The sequence below is a fragment of the Paraburkholderia sp. JPY465 genome, assembly GCF_050436725.1.
In the GTDB taxonomy this organism is placed as follows: domain Bacteria; phylum Pseudomonadota; class Gammaproteobacteria; order Burkholderiales; family Burkholderiaceae; genus Paraburkholderia; species Paraburkholderia youngii.
This window is the reverse complement of record NZ_JBNDMT010000002.1, coordinates 1,524,048-1,543,498: the sequence shown is the minus strand read 5'-3', so window position 1 is coordinate 1,543,498 and position 19,451 is coordinate 1,524,048. Positions and strand designations below refer to the sequence as shown.

Genomic DNA, 19,451 nt, shown 5'->3' with positions numbered 1-19,451 from the left:
GAGCAATGCGGTCGCGATGCAATACACAACATTTATTTGGATTAAAAATGGCAACAGGTACTGTTAAGTGGTTTAACGATGCAAAGGGCTTTGGCTTCATCACCCCGGACGACGGCGGCGAAGACCTGTTTGCACACTTCTCGGAAATCCAGGCATCGGGCTTCAAGTCCCTGCAGGAAAACCAGAAGGTGTCGTTCGAAGTCAAGCAAGGCCCGAAGGGCAAGCAGGCTGCAAACATCCAGTCGATCTAAGTACCTTCAGGTACTTTGAGGCAGACTTGGACGTCACGATAGGCGCCTCCATAGGCCCTTGCGTCTAATGCAAATGGCTCGCAATATGCGAGCCATTTTCTATTTCTGCGTCGTTTTCAAGCGTCGCCGCTTTAAAGGGCATGCGTCGCGGTTAATGCGTATTCAGCATTGGCGGCGGAGATTGCTCCGCGCTGTTGCGTGCGCAACACACTTTCAGAAATTTCGAATACCGAAACGGCCTGTTTCAACTGCTCGGTTTGCTGATGCAGCGAAGCCGCCGCCGCCGCGGCCTGCTCGACGAGCGCCGCGTTCTGCTGCGTCATCTCGTCCATCTGCACGACCGCCTGGTTCACCTGCTCGATACCTGTGCTCTGCTCGAGCGACGACGCGCTGATTTCGGCCATCATCTGCGTGACGCGCGAGATCGACGCCGACACATGGCTCATCGCTTCGCCGGCGCGCTCGACCAGCGCCGAGCCGCCCTGAATCTCCGCGACCGATTCGCTGATCAGCGTCTTGATTTCCTTCGCCGATTGCGCGCTGCGTTGCGCGAGACCGCGCACTTCGCCGGCCACGACCGCGAAGCCGCGGCCCTGCTCGCCGGCACGCGCCGCCTCGACGGCGGCATTGAGCGCGAGGATGTTGGTCTGGAACGCGATGCCGTCGATCACCGAAATGATCTCGGCGATCTTATCCGAGCTCTGCGCGATGCCGCGCATCTTGTCGACCACCTGGCTGACGACTTCGCTGCCGCGCGACGTTGCATCGAGCGCGGTCTCGGCGAGCGCGTTGGCTTCGCGCGCGTGATCGGCGTTCTGGCGCACGGTCGCCGTCAGTTCCTCCATGCTCGACGCCGTTTCCTCGAGCGATGCCGCCTGGTCTTCGGTGCGCGCGGACAGATCGGCGTTGCCGGTCGCGATTTCGTTGGCGCCGAGATGGATCGAGTCGGCCGATTCGCGCACGCTCCTGACGGTGCGTGCGACGCTCGCCTGCATGGTGGCAAGGCCCGAGAACAGCCGGCCGATTTCGTTGCTGCCGCGCGCGGCAATCGGTTGATCGAGACGGCCTTGCGCGATGCGCTCGAAGTGGCGGCCCGCCTCCTCGAGCGGTGCCACGACGCCGCGGCGCAGCGCCATATAGACGGCGAGCGTGCCGGCGACCAGCACGAGCAGAATCACCACGCTGACGATGCGAAACGCCGCCACGCGCGCATCGATCGAAGCGAGCGACGCGCGGCTCGCGGCGTCGCCGAATTGCTCGAAGTTGTGCACTTCCGCCAGATAGGCGTCCTGAAACGATTGCGTGGGTTGATCGAGGAAGGCCTGGATGTTGTTCGAGTCGAGATACTGCACGAGCTCCGCGAGCGCGCCGTGCAACGCCTTGTAGCGTTCGGCGAGCGCGGTGGCGCGCGCGCTGTCTTCGTCGCTGGTCTTCTGGGCGCTCATGAAGCCCGCGAAAGACTGATCGGCGGCGGCGAGCTGTTCGCGAGCGTGCTGCACGATGTCCGTCGGCTCGGCGCCGCCGCGCACCATGCGCGTGCCGGCGCGCGACAGGTTGATGCGCGCGTCCATCAGGCGCTGCGTCGTCTGGTTGACCGCGTCGACCTGCTTCAGCGCGATGCTCGCCAGATCGCCGACGTCGTCGTGCGTGCGCGTCAGCGACCAGAAGCCCAACCCTACCGTGACGAGTTGGAAGACGCAGAACGCGGCCAGAACACATAGCAGGCCGGATGCGACCTTGATCTTGCTGAACATCGGGGACACCTGGGAACAGAGGATGACGGAGGCTACACCAGGGTTAACGGCAGGCCGATTGGCGGCTTGAGGCCAATTCCCGCAAAAAGCGCTCTACGTGCCGGTTTCATCGTCGATCGTCGCGATTGAGGTTGTTTTGCGCAACAATGCGCTGCTCATCGCGAGGATTCACCTTGCGCAGCGCAGCGGCACTTCCTAGAGTGGGTAGGGACCGCGTGGTGCTCGCCGCGCGGATGCTCCGTTGCACCGATGCACCACCCCGACCCTGCACGAAGGAACCACGATGACCGACCTACTCGACCGGGCGCGCGGCGCGTTGCACGCCCAGCCGTTCAGCATGCTGCTAGGCGCGGAGTTGATGCACGCCAGCAGCGAAGAGCTCACCCTGTGTCTGCCGATTCGCGATGAACTGCGGCAGCAGCATGGTTTCGTGCATGGCGGCGTCATCAGCTATCTCGCCGATAATGCGTTGACGTTCGCGGGCGCGCTGTCGCTGGGTCCGAGAGTCGTGACCGGTGAATACAAGATCAACTACCTGCGCCCGGCCGTGAAGGGCACGCTGATCGCGCGCGCTAGCGTCGTCTATGCGGGCAGGCATCAGGCGACCTGCCAGTGCAGCGTGTTCGTGATGGAAGGGAACCGCGAGAAGCTGGTGGCGGTTGCGCAGGGGACCGTGAATCGGATTGGGGAGAATGGCGAGCAGGAGGCGGGGAGTTAAAGCCGCGCGGCATGAAAAAGGCCGCTCCTGCGCGTAACAGGAACGGCCTTGCATTTCACAGCGACAAGACGGGAAGAGAGAGCGCGTTACTCCGCCGCGTAAGTCTTCTGCGTCTGCTCGCCCAGCCCTTCGATACCCAGACGCACCGTCTGCCCCGGCTTCAGGAATACCGGATTCGGCTTCACGCCCATGCCGACGCCCGGCGGCGTGCCGGTCGAGATCACGTCGCCCGGCTGCAGGCTCATGCACTGCGACACATACGACACCAGCTTCGCGACACTGAAGATCATCGTCTTCGTGCTGCCGTTCTGGTAGCGATGGCCGTCCACTTCGAGCCACATGCTCAGGTTCTGCGGATCGGCGACTTCATCGCGCGTGACGACCCACGGGCCGATCGGGCCGAACGTGTCGAAGCCCTTGCCCTTGTCCCAAGTGCCGCCGCGCTCGATCTGCCATTCGCGCTCCGACACGTCGTTGATCACGCAGTAGCCGGCCACGTGCTCGAGCGCGTTCGCTTCGTCGACGTACTTCGCCGCCTTGCCGATCACGACGCCGAGTTCGACTTCCCAGTCGGTCTTCTTCGAGCCGCGCGGGATTTCGATGTCGTCGTTCGGGCCGCTGATCGCGCTCGTCCACTTGTTGAAGATGACCGGTTCGGCCGGCACCGGCAGATTCGATTCCGCCGCGTGATCCGCGTAGTTCAGGCCGATGCAGATGAACTTGCCGATCTTGCCGACGCACGGGCCCACGCGCGGATTGCCTTCGACGACCGGTAGCGTTGCCGGGTCGAGTGCGCGCAGTTTCGCGAGGCTTTCGTCGCCGAGCACAGCGCCGTCGATATCGCCCACCACCTTCGACAGATCGCGAATCTTGCCTTGCGCGTCCAGCAGGCCCGGCTTTTCCTGGCCCTTCGGCCCATAACGAAGCAGTTTCATCGTTGCACTTTCCTTTACGTTCAGTAGTGTTCGGTTCGTCAATCAATCAGAATCAGTTCGACCATCCGCCGTCGATCACATGGAGCTGGCCCGTCGTGAACGACGACTCGTCGGAGGCGAGATACAGCGCGAGCGCGGCGATCTCCTCCGGCTTGCCGATGCGGCCCATCGGCTGACGCGCGATGAACGCGGCCTGCACCGCGTCGACGGACGCGCCCTGCGCCTGCGCCTGCGCGGCGATCCGCTGTTCGAGCGACGGCGAAGACACCGTGCCGGGGCAAATCGCGTTACAGCGTACACCACGCGTGACGAAATCCGCGGCGACGGACTTCGTCAGCCCGACCACCGCGGCTTTCGACGCACCGTACGCGAAGCGGTTCGGCACGCCCTTCACGCTCGACGCCGCCGATGACATGTTGATGATCGAGCCGCCGCCCTTCTCCAGCATGGCCGGCAAAAACGCGCGAATCATACGGTACATCGCCTTCGCGTTGAGGTCGAACGCGAAATCCCAGTCCTCCTCGCTGCACTCGAGGATATTGCCTGCATGCACGTAGCCCGCGCAGTTGAACAGCACGTCGATCGTGCCGACTTCCGCGGCAAGCGCCTTGATGGCCGCGCCGTCGAGCACGTCGAGCTTGCGCGCCTCGACCGGCTTGCCGGCGAGTCCGTCGATGTGGATATCGGTGGCGATCACGCGGGCGCCTTCGCGCGCGAAAAGTTCGGCGGTGGCGAGACCGATACCTTGTCCTGCCGCGGTGATCAGGGCCGTTTTGCCGGCCAGTCTTTGTGTCATCTACGACTCCAGTTGAATGGGCTGCTAACGAAATCAAAGCCGGTAAAACGCGGCGGCATTCTCGCCGAACACGGCGTCGCGCTCGGCGTCGCTCAACGACGCGAGCAGTGTGGTCGCCACCGAATGCCACAGCAGATAGTCGCCGTTCAGTTCGAGCACGGGCCAGTCGCTGCCCCACATCAGCCGCGCGGGGCCGAACGTGTTCAGCAGATGCTCGACGTAGGGCCGCAGCGTGTCCTCGGTCCAGCCGGGCGACGCCTCGGTCGCGAGACCCGACAGCTTGCAGTGCACTTGCGGGAATGCGGCGAGCCGCGCAATCGCATCGCGCCACACCTCGTAGCCCGCCTGGCCGAAGCGGATCGGCGGCTTCGCGCCATGATCGACCACCATGCGCAACGCCGGAAAACGCTGCGCGAATATCTCGAAGTACTGCACGTGGCGCGCGTAGATCAGCGCATCGAACGCGAGGTCGTGCGCAATCAGCGCGTCGATCGCCGGCATGAGGTCGGGGTTCGCGATCCAGCCGTCGTCGGGCAGGTCCTGCAGCATCGGCCGCACACCCTTGAACTTCGGCTCGCGCGCGAGCGCCTCGATCAGATCGGGCGCGTTCGGCAACAGCAGCGGCACCCAGCCGACCACGCCCGCGATCGACGGCTCGTGCCGCGCGATGTCGAGCAGGTAGCGGGTTTCGTCGAGCGTCGGTGCGGCCTGCACGACCACGGTCCGCTCGATGCCGGCCTGTTCGCGCAACGGCTTCAGATCATCAGGCCCGAAAGGCCGGTAGAGGATTTTCAGCTCCGGCGTCAGCCACTCGTAGTCGCCCCGCGCGGGGTCCCAGTAGTGCTGGTGAGCGTCGATCGGCATGGTCGATTCAGTCCTCGGGCGCGGGCGCGCGCGGGTCGAGCAGGCCCGCGTCGCGCAATGCGGACCACAAGGCCGCGGGGATCGGCTGCTCGAACGACGCGACGTTCTCGCGCAGTTCGTCGGCACTGCGCGCGCCGGTCAGCACCGTGGCGACCGCCGGATGCGCATACGGAAACTGCAACGCGGCGGCGGCGAGCGGCACATTGTGCGCGCGGCACACCGCCTCCAGACGCGCGACGCGCTCGATCACCTCGGGCGGCGCCGCGCCGTAATTGAACTTCAGATCGCCTTCGACGCCGCGCGCCAGAATGCCCGAATTGAACGCGCCGCCGAGCAGGATGCTGACGCCGCGCGCCTCGCAGGCGGGCAGCAGGTCGTCGAGGGTGGTCTGCTCGAGCAGCGTATAACGCCCCGCGAGCAACGCGCAATCGATATCGCATTCGGCCATCGCGTCGAGAATCACCGCGCCTTCGTTGACGCCGAGGCCGATCGCCTTGATCGCGCCGGTCGAGCGCAGGCGCTCCAGCGCGCGGAAGCCGCCGCCTTCGGTCAGTTGCCGCCAGTGGTGCGGATGCTGGTCGCCATGCGTGACGCGGCCGATGTCATGCACGAGCAGGATGTCGATATCGACGATGCCGAGCCGCTGCTGGCTGTCCTCGAACGAACGCAGAATGCCGTCGTGCGTGTAGTCGTAGATCGCTTCGAACGGCAGCGGATTCTGCCAGCCTTCGCGGTCGTCGAATGGCGACGTGCGCGGTACGAAGCGGCGGCCGACCTTGGTCGACAGCACATATTCGCCGCGCGGATAGTGGCGCAACGCCGCGCCGAGCCGATGCTCGGCCTTGGTGTTGCCGTAGTGCGGCGCGGTGTCGAAGTAGCGCACGCCCGCGTCCCAGGCGGCGGCGATGGTCGCATGGGCCTCCTCGTCGGACAGGTCGCGATACAGGCCGCCGAGCGGCGCCGTGCCGAGCCCTAGTCCGCTCACCTGCAACGAGCCGCGGCCGATCCGGCGCCGTTGCCCGATCTTCGATACGATCGATGCCGACATGAGCGTGTCTCCCTATTTGTGGTGTTTTTACCATGCGACGGGCCCAATGCGCAGCCAGAAAAGGCGCGCCCCGCTCACGGGTGCATTTGTTCACCAATGAACGTATTATTCATATCCGAATTTTTCCAAGTCAAGAAAACTGCGCGACGCTATGCCCGGGGTTTTCCCTGGACAGCAGACATTCAGTTCGCGAAACGCTGCGTGCGCGCCAGATAATAAGAACTCCGGACGAGATCCCCGACCCTCACGATGGACGCCGAAGACAAAGACGACGACCGCTACCGCGCCCCCGCGCTGGACAAAGGCCTCGACATCCTCGAGTTGCTGTCCGAGCAGAAGGAAGGACTCACGCGCGCCGAAATCACGCGGCAGCTGGGCCGCAATGCGAGCGAGATGTACCGGATGCTCGAACGCCTCGTCGCGCGCCAATACGTGGTGCGCTCGGCGGCCGGCGACCGCTACTCGCTGAGCCTGAAGCTGTTCGCGCTCGCGCACCGTCATCCGCCGATGAACCGGCTGATCGCCGAAGCGCTGCCGCTAATGCAGCGCTTCGCCGACGCGGCCGAGCAGTCGTGCCACCTGGTGGTCTACGACCGCGGCAACCTGCTGGTGATCGCCCAGGTCGACGGGCCGGGCACGTGGGGCATGTCGGTGCGGCTCGGCTCGCGGGTCGGATTGATCGACACCGGCTCGGGGCGCGTGATGCTTGCATTCCAGAGCGTCGAGCAGCGTCAGCAGATGCTTGCCGAGCACACCAAGGTGAAGGGTGAAGTGACGCTCGATCGCGACGCGCTGGAGGAGGCCTGCGAGCGCATCCGCGCGGCGGGCTTCTGGCAGAAGGACAGCCAGCAGACTTTCGGCGTCACCGACGTGACGTTCCCGATCCTCGCGCCGTCGGGACAGGCGATCGCGGTGCTCACCTGTCCGTATCTGCGGCGGATCGACGAATACGTCGCGCCGACGCTCGAAGCGGCCACCACCCTGCTGCGCGACACGGTGCAGGCGCTGTCGATGTTCCGCGAGCAGGCCGCGTGACTGGCAAGGTGCGCGGTAAGTTGCGCCGCGACGGTTCGCACGGCGGCACGCACGCGCACTTGGTTTAGAATGGCGGCCCTTCCAAAATAACGCCGCATGACCGGCTCATGCGCGCGCATCGATTGAGCAATGGCCAAACTTCTGACCGATTCCGAATTCCAGCGTTTTTCCGAACTCCAGCAGAAGCAGTCGAGCTTCACGATCACCGCGGCAGAAGCCGACGAACTGCGCGACATCGTCGCTCACGCGCAGAAGCGCCGCGACGACCGCGCCGCCGCGATGCAAAGCATCGAGACCTTCATCCAGCAATTCGACATCACGCCCGACGAGTTGTTTTCGCCCGAACAGATCGGCGAAGCGGCGCGCACCTACGGCCTGATTCCGGCCGCGCGCAAGGAGCGCGTGCTGCCGCCGTCGCTGACGTTCAACGGCAAGCCGTACCAATGGACCACCCGCCCGCTGCCCGATGAAATTCGCGTGCCGCTGTTCGACGCGTTCAAGGGCGGCGAGTCGGTGAAATCGTTCATTTCGACGCTGAAGGACGCGAACCGCTGCGCGGCGACGATCGCGCGGCTCGAGCGCGAAACCGGCGCGGTGTATGCGCAGGCGTGGCTCGACGAGCTGTCGGTGACGCGCGCGCAGGTCGATGAGGCGGCGCAGAAGCTGGCGGCTTAAGGCGATGAAACCGTGCGTTGAGCGGGTCGCAACGTAAGCCGCTCAACGCCCCGGCTGGTTCTGCGCGGCGGACTTCGGGTCCGCCCCCGCGGTTTCGTCGAGCGCCATCCGGAAGCCGACCACGCCGGGGTCCTCGGTTCGCGTGATCGTGAAGCCGCTGGCCTTCGCCAGCGCGATCATCGCGGTGTTCTCGCGCAGCGCTTCACCGATCAGCCAGTGCGTATCGCGCGCCCGCGCGTACGCGATGATCCGCTGCATCAGCAACTGGCCGAGGCGCCGCCCCTTCTGGTCCGAGCGCACGGTCACCGCGAATTCGGCCGTCTCGTTGTCGGGATCGGCCACCGCGCGCACCACGCCGAGCGTCTGCGCGACGCCGTCTTCGTTGTCGACCGTCGCGATCAGCGCCATTTCCCGGTCGTAATCGATCTGCGTCATGCGCGCGAGTTGCGAGTGCTCGAAACTGCCGACCGCGCCAAAAAAACGCAGCCGCAGGTCTTCCGGCGTCATCGCGTTCACGAACTCGCGATGCGCGTTTTCGTCTTCCGGGCGAATCGGCCGCACCGTTATACGCATCCCCTGCCAGTCGATCGTTTCCTCGAAGCGGCGCGGATACGGCACGATCGCGAGGCGGCTGCGCTTTCCGCCGACCCGCAACACGGGATCGACCACCGTCACGCGGTCCCGGTAGACCCTCAGCTTCAACGACAGGCCGACGATCTCGCGCACGTCGCAAACCGCTTGCGACAATGCCGTCAACGCGGCGAGCGTCGGCTCCGGCGCGACCAGCCTCGCGTAGTGCGAACGCGTGACGATATCGCGCGCGAGCATCGGATTGAGCGGCGGCAGGCCGTACACGTGCAGTCCACTGGAGACGCCGTCGATCGGCGGCGCGGCGAAGCGGAATACGGGGCCGAAGTTGTCGTCGTCGTGCAGTTCGACGGCGACGTCGACGATGGGTTTTGTCGCGCTGTCGGCATCGGCGCACGGCGCAGCGGCGTTCCCTTCTTCCACGCCCTCGACCTGCAACCCGAATCGCGTCAGAAACGGCGCCGCCGCGTCCCCGGCGAGTTCGCTTTTGCCCGCCGCCAACGCTTCTCGAGCCTGCGCCTGAGCGGCGTCGATCGACTCGGGAATCTGCGCGGGCAGGCCTTCCGGCGTTTGCATCAGCAATTCGCGACCCAGCCGGTAATCGACCAGCCGGGCGAACGCGCGCGCGAGCCGCTGCGGCGTCGTGTGCACCGGGATGCCCTGCGCATGCAGCGCGTCGCGCCTCGCCGCATCGACACCGCCGAAGAAGCACGCGAGCAGCCCGCGATACGCAAAGCGCTGATGCTCGATCAGCGCCTGCGCGACATCGTCGACGGGTGCGCCATGCGTCGATGCGTGCACCACGACGGCGGTGCCGGTCTCGCGATGCTCGCCCAGCAGCTTCAGCGCGGTGCCGAAGTGCTCAGGACGCGCGCCGTCGCCGAGCAGCAGCGGATTGCCGCCGACCGCGAGCGGCAGCGCCTCGCGCAGCGCGTCCGACGCCGCGGCCGGCCACGGCGCGAGCAGGCCGCCGGCGGCGCTGAACGCGTCGCGCGCGAGCGTCGCGAGACCGCGGTCACTGGTGATCAGCGTTGCGGTGGCGCCCGCCGCCACGCGGCCAACGCCGAGCGTTTCGATTTCGTCGAGTAGATCGTCGAGCGCGTCGACGCGCACGAGGCCCGCGCGCCGGAACGCCGCTGTATAGAGACCGTCGGCGGGATCGTCGCGCCCCGAGCGCAGCGCGAGCACCGGCTTGTTGCGCGCCGCCGCGCGCGCGGCCGACATGAACTTACGCGCCGCCCGCACGCTGTCTAGTTCGATCAGGATCGCGCGGGTGCCGGGGTCGCTCGCAAGGTAATCCAGCACGTCGCCGGCATCGACGTCGGCCTCCGCCCCGAGCGCCACCGCATGCGAAAAACCGAGCCCGCGCGCGCGCGCCCAGCCGAGCACCGCGTTGGTCAGCGCATTCGACTGCGACACCCATGCGACGCCGCCCGCCTTGACCGTGCAGGACGGCGCGCCCAGATGCGCGCCCAGCGCCGGCGACACCACACCGAGACTACCCGGCCCGACGATGCGCAACAGATGCGGCCGCGCCGCCGACAGCGCGTGCCGCAGCGCGAGCCGGTCTTCATCGCTGCGCACCTCGCCGACGATGATCACGGCGCGCGTGCCCATGCCGCCGAGCTTGTGAATCAACGAGGGCCACGTCGCGGGCGGCGTGCAGATCACCGCGACGGTGGGCGCCTGCGGCAGATCGCTGACGTCGTGGATCACCGGGTGGACGCCGAGCGTCGCGTGCTTCGGATTGACGGGCCATAGCGGACCGTCGAAGCCGCCTTCGAGCACGCGCGCCCAGACCATCGCGCCGATGCTGCCCGGTCGCTCGGACGCGCCGATCACGGCGACGGATTTCGGGCGAAACAATGCGTCGAGGTTGCGAACGGTCACGGGCGCTCCATACGGTTGGACAGGAATTGGAGCCGGCTTCGCGGCGGGCGGGTGGTTCCGTCAGCATAGGCGAAGTCGCGCGCCGGCGCGGGGCGTTGTTGCGGCGATCGGCATAGGGGGCAGCCATCGGGCTGCGCCCCTGCCACACCACCCGGCATGCGGGTCCGCACCGGGCGGTTCGGGAAGTTGAGGTCATGAGAGACGGGGCAAACCCAGCCGGTCGAACCACGCCACCGTGAACAGTCTGCTTAGCAGCCTGCCGCTGTTGCGCCACCAGCGACGGCCGTTGGCCGCCACCCGTCGCGCCACATCAACGGCGGCGCCCATCGCGCGCAGTTCGCGGTACATCGTCGTACCGCGCTTCCACTGCTTGAGCTGGATTGCGCGCAGTCGGTGACGCAACCACTTGTCCAGCTCACGCCAGACCTTCGGTGTCTGCGCCAGACGGAAGTACGCCTTCCAGCCCAGCAGGTACGCGCGTACCTGTCGCACCACTTCCCGCAGGCTGCGCCCGCATGAACGAGCGGTCAGTTCCCGGATGCGTTGCCGAAACGTCGCCAGCGGTTTGTCCGCCACGCGGCGCTTGACCTCGCGTCCGGGTGCCACCCAGAAGCTGTAGCCCAGGAACTTGCGTCCAAACACGCTGGCCACTGCGCTTTTGGTCTCGTTGACCTTCAAACGCAGTCGCCCGTACAGCCGCCGCAGCAACGCCATCACCCGTTCGCCCGCGCGCCGACTGCGAACGTACACGTTCGCGTCGTCGGCATAGCGCGCGAAGCAGTGACCGCGCCGCTCCAGTTCCTTGTCCACCTCGTCGAGCAACACGTTGGCCAGCAACGGCGATAGCGGCCCGCCCTGCGGCGTGCCCTGTTCGCGCTGCTGAACCACACCGCCATCCATGATGCCGCTCGTCAGATACGCCCGGATCAGCCGGATCACCCCGGCGTCCCCAATACGTTTCTGTAGACGGTCGATCAGGATGTCGTGGTTGACCCGGTCGAAGAACTTCTCCAGATCAACGTCCACCACGATTCGCCGGCCCGACTGCACGTACGACTGCGCGGCAAGCACCGCATCGTGCGCACGCCGTCCGGGCCGGAAACCATAGCTGTGCGCGCTGAAGGTGGGGTCCAGAACCGGTTGCAGCACCTGCAGCAGCGCCTGCTGGATCAGCCGGTCCGTCACCGTCGGGATGCCAAGCTCGCGCTCGCTTCCGTCCGGTTTCGGGATCGTCACCCGCCGTACCGGGCTGGGCCGGTACGTCCCCTTCAGCAACTGTTCACGGATCGCCGGCCACGCCGTCACCAGATGGCGCGACGTCTGGTCAATGTCCAGACCGTCCACGCCAGCGGCTCCCTTGTTGGCCCGTACCCGTTTGAATGCCTGCTTCAGGTTCTCTCTCGTCAGCGCCGCCATCAGCAGCGCTGACCCTGTGTCCCCGGATTCATGGCGCGGGCAACAGGCTTCGTCGCTCACGGGCATAGACGCAGCTTCACCGCGTGTGCCTCCCGCTCGCCCCGCTTGCACGGGCTTCTGACACAGTACCTGTCGCATCGACATGACGCTGGACACTCCTTCCCGTTTGGCCCTTCGTCACCAGCTTCGGACTCATCGACCTGTCCTGTGACTACTACGGCCTCTGCTGACTCCTCGCTCCGGCTCGACGCCGTCACCCTTTCAGGCATGAGGCGAGGCCTCCCCAGGTAAGAACGCACTCCTTCATCGCACAACCGCCGCATCTACGCCACTTCACCTTGGTCACGAGAGCTTCGCGGTTTTTCGCCCGCTCGCCCTGCTCGGCAGCGCCTTCTATACGGTTCTTGTTCATCGGCTCGCGATTTACGCTCCACGCTTCCTCCCCACATCCGGTCGCCCTCGTGCAGTTGCGCTTCACTTCATTCGCTGTGACCAGCTTATGGCGGGACTTACACCCGCAGGAATGCGCCCATGCTGGGCGCACGAAAAGAAAAAGCCGCGTCGAACGACGCGGCTTTTCAGTTTCGAAACCAGCGGACTCGCGGCTTTACATCGCCTTCCGGAACGGCGCGCCCGAGTGCTCGCGCAACTCGTTGAACACGATCTTGGGCCACGCCTTCTGCGCGACTTCGATCTCCGATACGTGCGAGGCCAGATAGGTCGGCGCATCGGACGCATCGAGCGCGATGCGCGCCGAGTACGCATCGGTGAAGCGGCGCAGCTCGGCCGGATCGTCGCAGGTCACCCAGCGCGACAGCCGGTAGCGCGCCGGCGCCATCCGCACGTCGACCTTGTATTCAGTCGACAGACGGTGCGACACCACTTCGAACTGCAGCTGCCCGACCGCGCCGAGAATCATCAGACCGCCCGCTTCGGGACGGAACACCTGGATCGCGCCTTCCTCGCCGAGCTGCTTCAGCGCCTCGCCGAGCTGCTTCGCGCGCATCGGATCGACCACTTCGACGGTCTGGAAAATTTCCGGTGCGAAGAACGGCAGGCCGACGAACTGCAGTTGCTCGCCTTCGGTCAGCGTATCGCCGAGACTCAGCGTACCGTGATTCGGAATACCGATGATGTCGCCCGGATACGCCTCGCTCACCGTCTCGCGACGCTGCGACAGGAACGTGACCACGTTGTTCGCGCGGAACGTCTTGTTCGAGCGCGTGACCTTCACCGCCATGCCGCGCTCGAAACGCCCCGAGCACACGCGGATGAACGCGACGCGGTCGCGGTGCGCGAGGTCCATGTTCGCCTGCACCTTGAACACGACGCCGGTGAACTTCGACTCTTCCGGCTGCACCGGGCGCTGCACGGTCATGCGCATCGACGGCGGCGGCGCGAGGTCGACCAGCGCGTCGAGAATCTCCTTCACGCCGAAGTTGTTGATCGCCGAGCCGAACAGCACCGGCGACTGCTGGCCGGCGAGGAACTGCTCACGGTCGAATTCGGGCGTCGCGCCGCTGATCAGATCGATCTCTTCCTTCGCACGCACCCACGCGTGGCCGAAACGGCGCTCGCCTTCCTCGTCGCTCAGTGCCTGCAGCGTTTCGACCGCGCCGCCGGCCGTATCCTGGCCGGCGCGGAACACCCGCACCTGATCGCGCTGGACGTCGTAGACGCCTTGAAAATCCTTGCCCATGCCGATCGGCCATGTGAACGGCACCGCCGCCACGCCGAGGTGCTGCTCGATTTCGTCGAGTAGTTCGAGCGGCTCGCGCACTTCGCGGTCGAGCTTGTTGATGAACGTGACGATCGGCGTCTTGCGGCTGCGGCAGACTTCGAGCAGCTTCAGCGTCTGCGCTTCGACGCCGTTCGCGCCATCGATCACCATCACGGCGGCGTCGACCGCGGTCAGCACGCGGTAGGTGTCCTCGGAAAAGTCCTCGTGGCCCGGGGTGTCGAGCAGGTTGATCACGCAATCGCCGTACTCGAACTGCATCACCGAGCTCGCGACCGAAATGCCGCGTTGCTTTTCGATTTCCATCCAGTCGGACGTCGCATAGCGGTTGCTCTTGCGGCCCTTCACCGTACCGGCGATCTGGATCGCGCCCGAGAACAGCAGCAGCTTTTCGGTGAGCGTGGTTTTACCCGCGTCCGGGTGGGAAATGACCGCGAACGTGCGGCGGCGTTTGAGTTCGGAGACTGACATCGGGTCTGGCGGTCACGGAAAGGGGTTCGGGCGGTTCCCGGCGGCTTTGGGCGGCCGGTATGCCGCGCGTGGCGCGGCGGCGTCGAGCTGCGGGAGTCGGGCGCGGGCCGGAATCGGCCGGCGCTGGTTCGACAATGCGGGAATCGCTGGCGCAAAAACGGCGCAAGGTGCGAATGATACACGTCTGGCGCGACGGCCGGGGGGAAGGGCTGCGGCGCCGGACGGGCGACGGCGCGAGCGTCCGCGCGCCGCGCATGCTCGCGGCCAAAGGTGAGCGTTTTCGGGACTTGCGGCGGCGAATATCGATTCGCGGTCAAAGGTGAGGATCGCGAAGCGCATGCGCGCACCTGCCACGGCGCACGCACCACGACCGCGATGTGCGGGAAAACCGCGGTAAAGCGTCGCAACGCTACGAACAGGCTCCGGCTCGACGCCTGGAAACGCCCGCCAGCAAAGGCTGGCGCGGGTTTGCGACAAGCGATGCGCGGCGGCGCGACACCACGGCGATTCGCACCCGCGGCGGTGCGTTGCGCGTCAAAGCCTGGCTCACCGAAGCATCCCGCTAGCTCCGGACGCATCGGTGAATTTCGCTGTACACGTTCAGGCGTCACGCAAAGGTGAGCGTTTTCGGGACCTCCGCAGCGGTGCGGAAACAATCAAGCGACGCATCACTTCAGAGAACACGGACGCATCGGCATCCAAGGCGGAGTTCAACCTTCGATCAGAAACCGCTCGCGATTCTTGCCGACGAGCCAGCCCGGCGAGCGTCCACGGCCGCTCCAGGTTTCGCCGGTCTTCGGATTGCGGTACTTGGCGATCGCCGTCGCCGACGACTTGCGGCGCGGCTTCGCTGCGGCGCTCGTGAAGCCGAGTTCTTCGGCAGTCAGGTCGTATTCGGCAATCTTCTGCTTGATATCGGCGATAGCTTGCGCGACTTCTTTGTCGCGCGCGGCTGCGACTTCCTTGTGGAGTTTTTCGAGTTGCGCAGTCAACTGTTTGTAAGAGGCCATGCCGGTGTTCCCCCCTCGGTTAGACGCACTGCGATGAATTGCGATGAATGGTTGGCGGACACTATCAGACGAATAAATCACAGGATAGTGAATCACGCGGCCGAGCGCAGGCGCGGCGGCCGCGCTCAATCGTCGATCGCATCGTAGACGCGGCGTTCGAAGTCGATGGCCATCGGGAACGGGTCGATCGAGCGGCGCTGGATCAGCATCAGGCCGATCATGTTTTCGACCGGATCGGCGAACCAGCTCGTGCCGTACGCGCCGGGCCAACCGAACGAGCCGAGCGAGCGATAGCCGAGCGGCAATTGCTGCGCCGGATCATCGACGATCGACAGGCCGAGGCCGAAACCCTGCCCCGCCCAGATCACGTGACCGAAGGCAGGCAGGCGGCGCTGATCGCGGCTCAGGAAATTGCTGCGCATCAGATCGACCGAGCGATGCGACAGCAGCCGCGTATCGCCGACGCGGCCGCGCCCGAGCAGCAGTTGCGCGAATTGCAGGTAGTCCAGGGCGGTCGAGACCAACCCGCCGCCGCCGCTCTGAAAGCGCCGCGGATTGGCCCAGCGGCTCGCGGCCGCATGATCCTCGACCACGCAACGCCGCGTGCCGGGATCGATGTTGTACGCGGTGGCGAGGCGCGCAAGCTGCGTGTCGGGCACCCAGAACGCGGTGTCGCGCATGCCGAGCGGCTCGAAAATGCGCGTGCGGAAAAACTCGCCGAGCGGCATGCCGCTCACGCGTTCGATCAGCACGCCGAGCACGTCGGTCGCCACGCCGTAGTGCCAGCGCGAGCCGGGCTGGAACATCAGCGGCAGTGCGGCGATGCGCGCGAGCCACGCGCTGTTGCCGCCGCTCGCCTCGAAGCCGTTGAACGCGGCAGCATAGGCTTCGGCGAGGTGCCCCGTCGCCGTGAAGTGATACGCGAAGCCCGCGCGATGCGTGAGCAGGTCGAGCACCGTAATCGGCGCGCGAATCGGATCGGTCTGGTCGAGCGGTCCGGTCGGATCACGCAGCACGCGCGGCGCCGCAAGCTCGGGCAGCCACTGCGAAACGGGCGCATCGAGCGCGAGGCGGTCTTCCTCGATCAGCATCATGATCGCGGCACTCGTCACCGGCTTGGTCATCGACGCGATGCGAAACAGCGTGTCCCGCTCCATCGGCAATTGCGCGGCTTCGTCGCGTAGGCCTATCGGTTCGAAGTAGCCAATTTCGCCGCGCCGCCATACGAGCGACACCACCCCCGCCACTTCGCCGCGCTCCACGTAGCCCTGCAGCGTGGTGGTCAACTTCGCGAGCCGGGTCGCGGCAAGCCCTGCTATCTGCATGTTCGTCCTGTGTCGGTAATAAGAAAGCGTGCATGCGCCCATATCACTTTGGCGATCAACCGAAAGATATAGCTGGTCCGGTGAAAGCGCACACGACGGCTTTCCTGATTGCCGATTCCGATTGGCGGACTCAGTGACGACACTCAGGCTTTCTGCCGTTTTTCCAATGCGCAAAGCGCGGCATCGAGGCGTTTGACGCGGGTTGCCTGCGCCGGCACGATAACCGCGCCGGAAACGTGCTGGAGGCGGTTTCGCCAATAAGACAACGGAATGCGGTCTTCTGCGGAAATATGGGAAATGATCTGTTCGAGATGCTCGATATCTTTTTCGAGTTGCTGATGATTCATTGCTTTCCCCGGATTCTATTGAATTAGTGTTGAAGCAAAAAAATCGAAAGCATAAGTCGCGTTGGCCCGCGCGACCCGAACTAATGCCCGCCAGTAGCGGGAAAATCTTCCTTTTCGTTTTCTGCGCCGGAAAAAACCGGCAGTTTCTTCTCGCCGGGGTTAAATTCCCAACGGTTTAAAAAGAATACTGCTGTCAAATTTCACGTTCCGTTGCCTGCCGCACTGAACTTCGTTGGACACCCCGACGCTAAAGATAAATGGTGATCGGGCCGCAAAGGATAATCGGTGTGCGGCGACTCGACGTTGTAAAAATGCCGCGCGCGGCTTACTTAACCCAATTCGCATGCCAATCGTGGATCGGACGCACATTAGGCGCATCAATTTATGACAACCATGTGGTAACCGCGAGCGTATCGGGACTTGGCAGGAAATTACCGGGAACGGGTGAAAAAACCGATGCCGCCTCCGAATCGAACTGCCGCGCTCGCCGGTGTTGTACCGGCACGGCTTCCGGTGCTTACTTCGCGGCCGCGCGGCACGCGTAGATCAGGCTCAACGTGCCGCTCTGGCTCGACTGCCGCACGACGTCGAACGCGCCATTGCAACTGGCGGCCGCCTGTTGCGAGCACGAGTCGGAACCCACCGGGCATTGCACCAGCGTGGTTGAGCGGCCGTCCGGGAGGAACAGCGGCGCGCTGCTGCTACACCCGCCAAGCGCGACGATCGCGCCCACGGCCAGCATGACGCTCGAGCGGCGCGCGAAGAAGAAAAGGCGTTTCATGGAGACCCCGGTCACGTCTTGTTTTTCGATCTCGCGATTGTGCCACGCTGCCTTCGTGCTGCGTCAGTTCGTGCCGCGCGGCCGGGCAGGTGCGGCGCGTCAAACGTCGATGCCGTGCGCGGCGATCTTCTTGTACAGCGTCGCGCGGCCCATGCCGATCTGTTTCGCAGTGTCGATGACGCGGCCGCCGTTCGCGCGCAACGCGTCGCACAGAAAGCGCTTTTCGAACGCGGCCATCGCGTCGCTCCACGAAGTGGGTTCGGCGGTGGCCGCAGCTTCCACGCCGGCGGCCGCGACAGACGGGGTCCGCGCCGGCGCCGCTGCGCCGCCCTGCCCCGAGCCGATGAACGGCGCAAGCACGCGCGCATCGATGCGTTCGCTGTCGGACAGCATCACCGCGCGCTCCAACGTGTTGCGCAGCTCGCGCACGTTGCCGGGCCAGTCGTACGCGCACAGCAGACGCAACGCGTCGTCGTGCAATTCGAAGTGGCTGCCGCCGCCTGCCTGCGCGGCCAGATCCTCGAGCATCGCGTAGGCGAGCGCCTCAATGTCGGACGGACGCTCGCGCAGCGCGGGCGCAAGAATCGTCAGCACGTTGAGCCGGTAGTAAAGGTCCGCGCGAAAACGTCCGGCCGCGACGAGCGCGGGCAGATCGGCCGAGGTCGCCGCGATGATCCGCACATCCGCGCTCACGACGCGGTTCGAGCCGAGCGGCTCGAACTCCTTGTCCTGCAGCACGCGCAGCAGCTTGCCCTGCAATGGCAGCGGCATGTCGCCGATCTCGTCGAGAAACAGCGTGCCGCCGTTGGCGAGCTCGAACTTGCCGACCCGCCCCTTGCGATCCGCACCGGTATATGCGCCGGGCGCGGCGCCGAAGAATTCGACTTCGAGCAGCGTGTCGGGAATCGCGGCGACGTTGACGCTGACGAGCGGCTTATGCGCGCGCGCCGAGCCGCCGTGAATCGCATGCGCGAGCAGTTCCTTGCCGGTGCCGGTTTCGCCGAGCAGCAGCACCGGCGCTTCGAGTTGCGCCGCGCGCCGCGCCTGGCGCTTCACTTCGAGCGACGCCGGGCTCGTGCCGACGAAGCTGCCGAACGTATAGCGCGCGCGGCGCGCCTGCGCGAGCGACTGGCGGGTCGCGATCAGCTCCTGCTGCAGCCGCGAGTACTGTGAAAACAGCGGCGACAGCGCTTTCAGCTCGTCGAACAGCGCGAAGCCGACCGCGCCGATCGTCGCGCCGGCATCGTCCTTCAGCGGCAGACGCGTGACGACGAGCGGCTCGCGATCCGTCTCCATGATGTCGAGCAGGATCGGCTTGCCGGTGTTGACGACCTCGCGCATCAGACTGTTCGGGATCACCGCTTCGCAATCGCGGCCGATCGCCTGTTGCGGGTCCGAAAAGCCGAAGCGCGCCGCATACCGTTTATTGATCCAGACAACGCGCGCTTGCCCGTCTACGATGAACGTGCCTTCACTGAAGTTTTCGAACGTGCGAAACAGCGATTCCATCGCCCGACGAAGCACGTCGTCGTAGGTGGCGGGCAGGCCCGTCCAGTCGGTCATCATGCTGTCGTTGTCTCCGCTTATCGTTTTGCTTGCAATCGATCTCAATTGCTAGACAAATTTATCTCCAAATAGAGACAGGCGACAGGCCTTATGCATCGTGACTTACCCTGGTTTCCGGTGATCTTGATCGGATTGGAGTCCCGTTTCGGAGACACCCGGGTACAATCCGCCCACGATGCCTTGGGCCACCGCTGCACGCCCGCGCCAGGCGCCACAGCGCTTCAGCGGACAAACGCCGGGCAT

18 protein-coding genes are annotated in these 19,451 nt (G+C 65.3%); 4 read left to right on the top strand and 14 right to left on the bottom strand.

The window, feature by feature from the left end; all coding sequences use genetic code 11:
- The first annotated feature begins 47 nt into the window (after nt 1-47).
- Nucleotides 48-251 (top strand): cold-shock protein, encoded by a 204-nt coding sequence (locus QFZ94_RS09195; protein ID WP_013092907.1) that lies wholly within the window; start codon nt 48-50, stop codon nt 249-251.
- A gap of 131 nt (nt 252-382) precedes the next feature.
- Here the strand turns inward: QFZ94_RS09195 and QFZ94_RS09190 are convergent, their stop codons facing one another.
- Nucleotides 383-2,005 (bottom strand): methyl-accepting chemotaxis protein, encoded by a 1,623-nt coding sequence (locus QFZ94_RS09190; RefSeq protein WP_410848760.1) that lies wholly within the window; start codon nt 2,003-2,005, stop codon nt 383-385.
- A gap of 283 nt (nt 2,006-2,288) precedes the next feature.
- Here QFZ94_RS09190 and QFZ94_RS09185 point away from each other — a divergent pair, with 283 nt between their 5' ends.
- Nucleotides 2,289-2,723, top strand: coding sequence for a PaaI family thioesterase (locus tag QFZ94_RS09185; protein WP_176120798.1), 435 nt, complete (start codon nt 2,289-2,291; stop codon nt 2,721-2,723).
- An 86-nt stretch (nt 2,724-2,809) separates the two neighbouring features.
- On the opposite strand, the gene QFZ94_RS09180 is transcribed toward QFZ94_RS09185, so the two are convergent.
- The 4 genes from QFZ94_RS09180 to QFZ94_RS09165 are packed head-to-tail and all read right to left on the bottom strand — an operon-like array spanning nt 2,810 to nt 6,366.
- Nucleotides 2,810-3,658, bottom strand: coding sequence for an ureidoglycolate lyase (locus QFZ94_RS09180; RefSeq protein ID WP_368583504.1), 849 nt, complete (start codon nt 3,656-3,658; stop codon nt 2,810-2,812).
- Between the two features lie 52 nt (nt 3,659-3,710).
- Nucleotides 3,711-4,454 carry an SDR family oxidoreductase gene (locus QFZ94_RS09175; RefSeq protein WP_429456386.1) on the bottom strand — a complete coding sequence of 248 codons (744 nt, stop codon included), beginning with the start codon at nt 4,452-4,454 and terminating at the stop codon, nt 3,711-3,713.
- 33 nt (nt 4,455-4,487) lie between these two features.
- Nucleotides 4,488-5,318 carry an amidohydrolase family protein gene (locus QFZ94_RS09170; RefSeq protein ID WP_429456384.1) on the bottom strand — a complete coding sequence of 277 codons (831 nt, stop codon included), beginning with the start codon at nt 5,316-5,318 and terminating at the stop codon, nt 4,488-4,490.
- A gap of 7 nt (nt 5,319-5,325) precedes the next feature.
- The gene (locus tag QFZ94_RS09165) at nt 5,326-6,366 is read right to left on the bottom strand and encodes an aldo/keto reductase (protein WP_429456382.1); all 1,041 of its coding nucleotides are present in this window, start codon (nt 6,364-6,366) and stop codon (nt 5,326-5,328) included.
- A 249-nt stretch (nt 6,367-6,615) separates the two neighbouring features.
- Between QFZ94_RS09165 and QFZ94_RS09160 the strand changes: the two genes are divergently transcribed.
- Both QFZ94_RS09160 and QFZ94_RS09155 read left to right on the top strand, forming a co-directional pair.
- Nucleotides 6,616-7,401, top strand: a complete 786-nt coding sequence (locus QFZ94_RS09160) for an IclR family transcriptional regulator (RefSeq protein ID WP_176366385.1) — start codon at nt 6,616-6,618, stop codon at nt 7,399-7,401.
- A 129-nt stretch (nt 7,402-7,530) separates the two neighbouring features.
- A complete protein-coding gene (locus tag QFZ94_RS09155; protein ID WP_013092899.1) occupies nt 7,531-8,076 on the top strand; it encodes a hypothetical protein in 546 nt (181 codons plus the stop codon).
- A 42-nt stretch (nt 8,077-8,118) separates the two neighbouring features.
- Here QFZ94_RS09155 and QFZ94_RS09150 read toward each other — a convergent pair whose 3' ends face one another.
- The 9 genes from QFZ94_RS09150 to QFZ94_RS09110 form a co-directional block, all read right to left on the bottom strand.
- A complete protein-coding gene (locus tag QFZ94_RS09150) occupies nt 8,119-10,554 on the bottom strand; it encodes a GNAT family N-acetyltransferase (protein ID WP_429456379.1) in 2,436 nt (811 codons plus the stop codon).
- Nucleotides 10,555-10,746: 192 nt separating this feature from the next.
- Nucleotides 10,747-12,114, bottom strand: a complete 1,368-nt coding sequence (gene ltrA / locus QFZ94_RS09145) for a group II intron reverse transcriptase/maturase (RefSeq protein ID WP_429456377.1) — start codon at nt 12,112-12,114, stop codon at nt 10,747-10,749.
- 109 nt (nt 12,115-12,223) lie between these two features.
- Nucleotides 12,224-12,382, bottom strand: coding sequence for a hypothetical protein (locus QFZ94_RS09140; RefSeq protein WP_429456375.1), 159 nt, complete (start codon nt 12,380-12,382; stop codon nt 12,224-12,226).
- A 195-nt stretch (nt 12,383-12,577) separates the two neighbouring features.
- Complete coding sequence (locus QFZ94_RS09135) at nt 12,578-14,179, bottom strand: peptide chain release factor 3 (RefSeq protein ID WP_429456373.1); 1,602 nt, start codon at nt 14,177-14,179, stop codon at nt 12,578-12,580.
- Between the two features lie 710 nt (nt 14,180-14,889).
- Complete coding sequence (locus QFZ94_RS09130; RefSeq protein WP_429456371.1) at nt 14,890-15,189, bottom strand: H-NS family nucleoid-associated regulatory protein; 300 nt, start codon at nt 15,187-15,189, stop codon at nt 14,890-14,892.
- A 125-nt stretch (nt 15,190-15,314) separates the two neighbouring features.
- Nucleotides 15,315-16,514: a serine hydrolase domain-containing protein gene (locus QFZ94_RS09125; RefSeq protein WP_429456369.1), complete on the bottom strand. Its 1,200-nt coding sequence runs from the start codon at nt 16,512-16,514 to the stop codon at nt 15,315-15,317.
- A gap of 143 nt (nt 16,515-16,657) precedes the next feature.
- Nucleotides 16,658-16,861 carry a hypothetical protein gene (locus tag QFZ94_RS09120; protein WP_018438439.1) on the bottom strand — a complete coding sequence of 68 codons (204 nt, stop codon included), beginning with the start codon at nt 16,859-16,861 and terminating at the stop codon, nt 16,658-16,660.
- Nucleotides 16,862-17,378: 517 nt separating this feature from the next.
- Nucleotides 17,379-17,642: a hypothetical protein gene (locus QFZ94_RS09115; protein WP_429456367.1), complete on the bottom strand. Its 264-nt coding sequence runs from the start codon at nt 17,640-17,642 to the stop codon at nt 17,379-17,381.
- Between the two features lie 99 nt (nt 17,643-17,741).
- Nucleotides 17,742-19,208 carry a sigma-54 interaction domain-containing protein gene (locus tag QFZ94_RS09110; RefSeq protein WP_429456365.1) on the bottom strand — a complete coding sequence of 489 codons (1,467 nt, stop codon included), beginning with the start codon at nt 19,206-19,208 and terminating at the stop codon, nt 17,742-17,744.
- Nucleotides 19,209-19,451 lie beyond the last annotated feature (243 nt).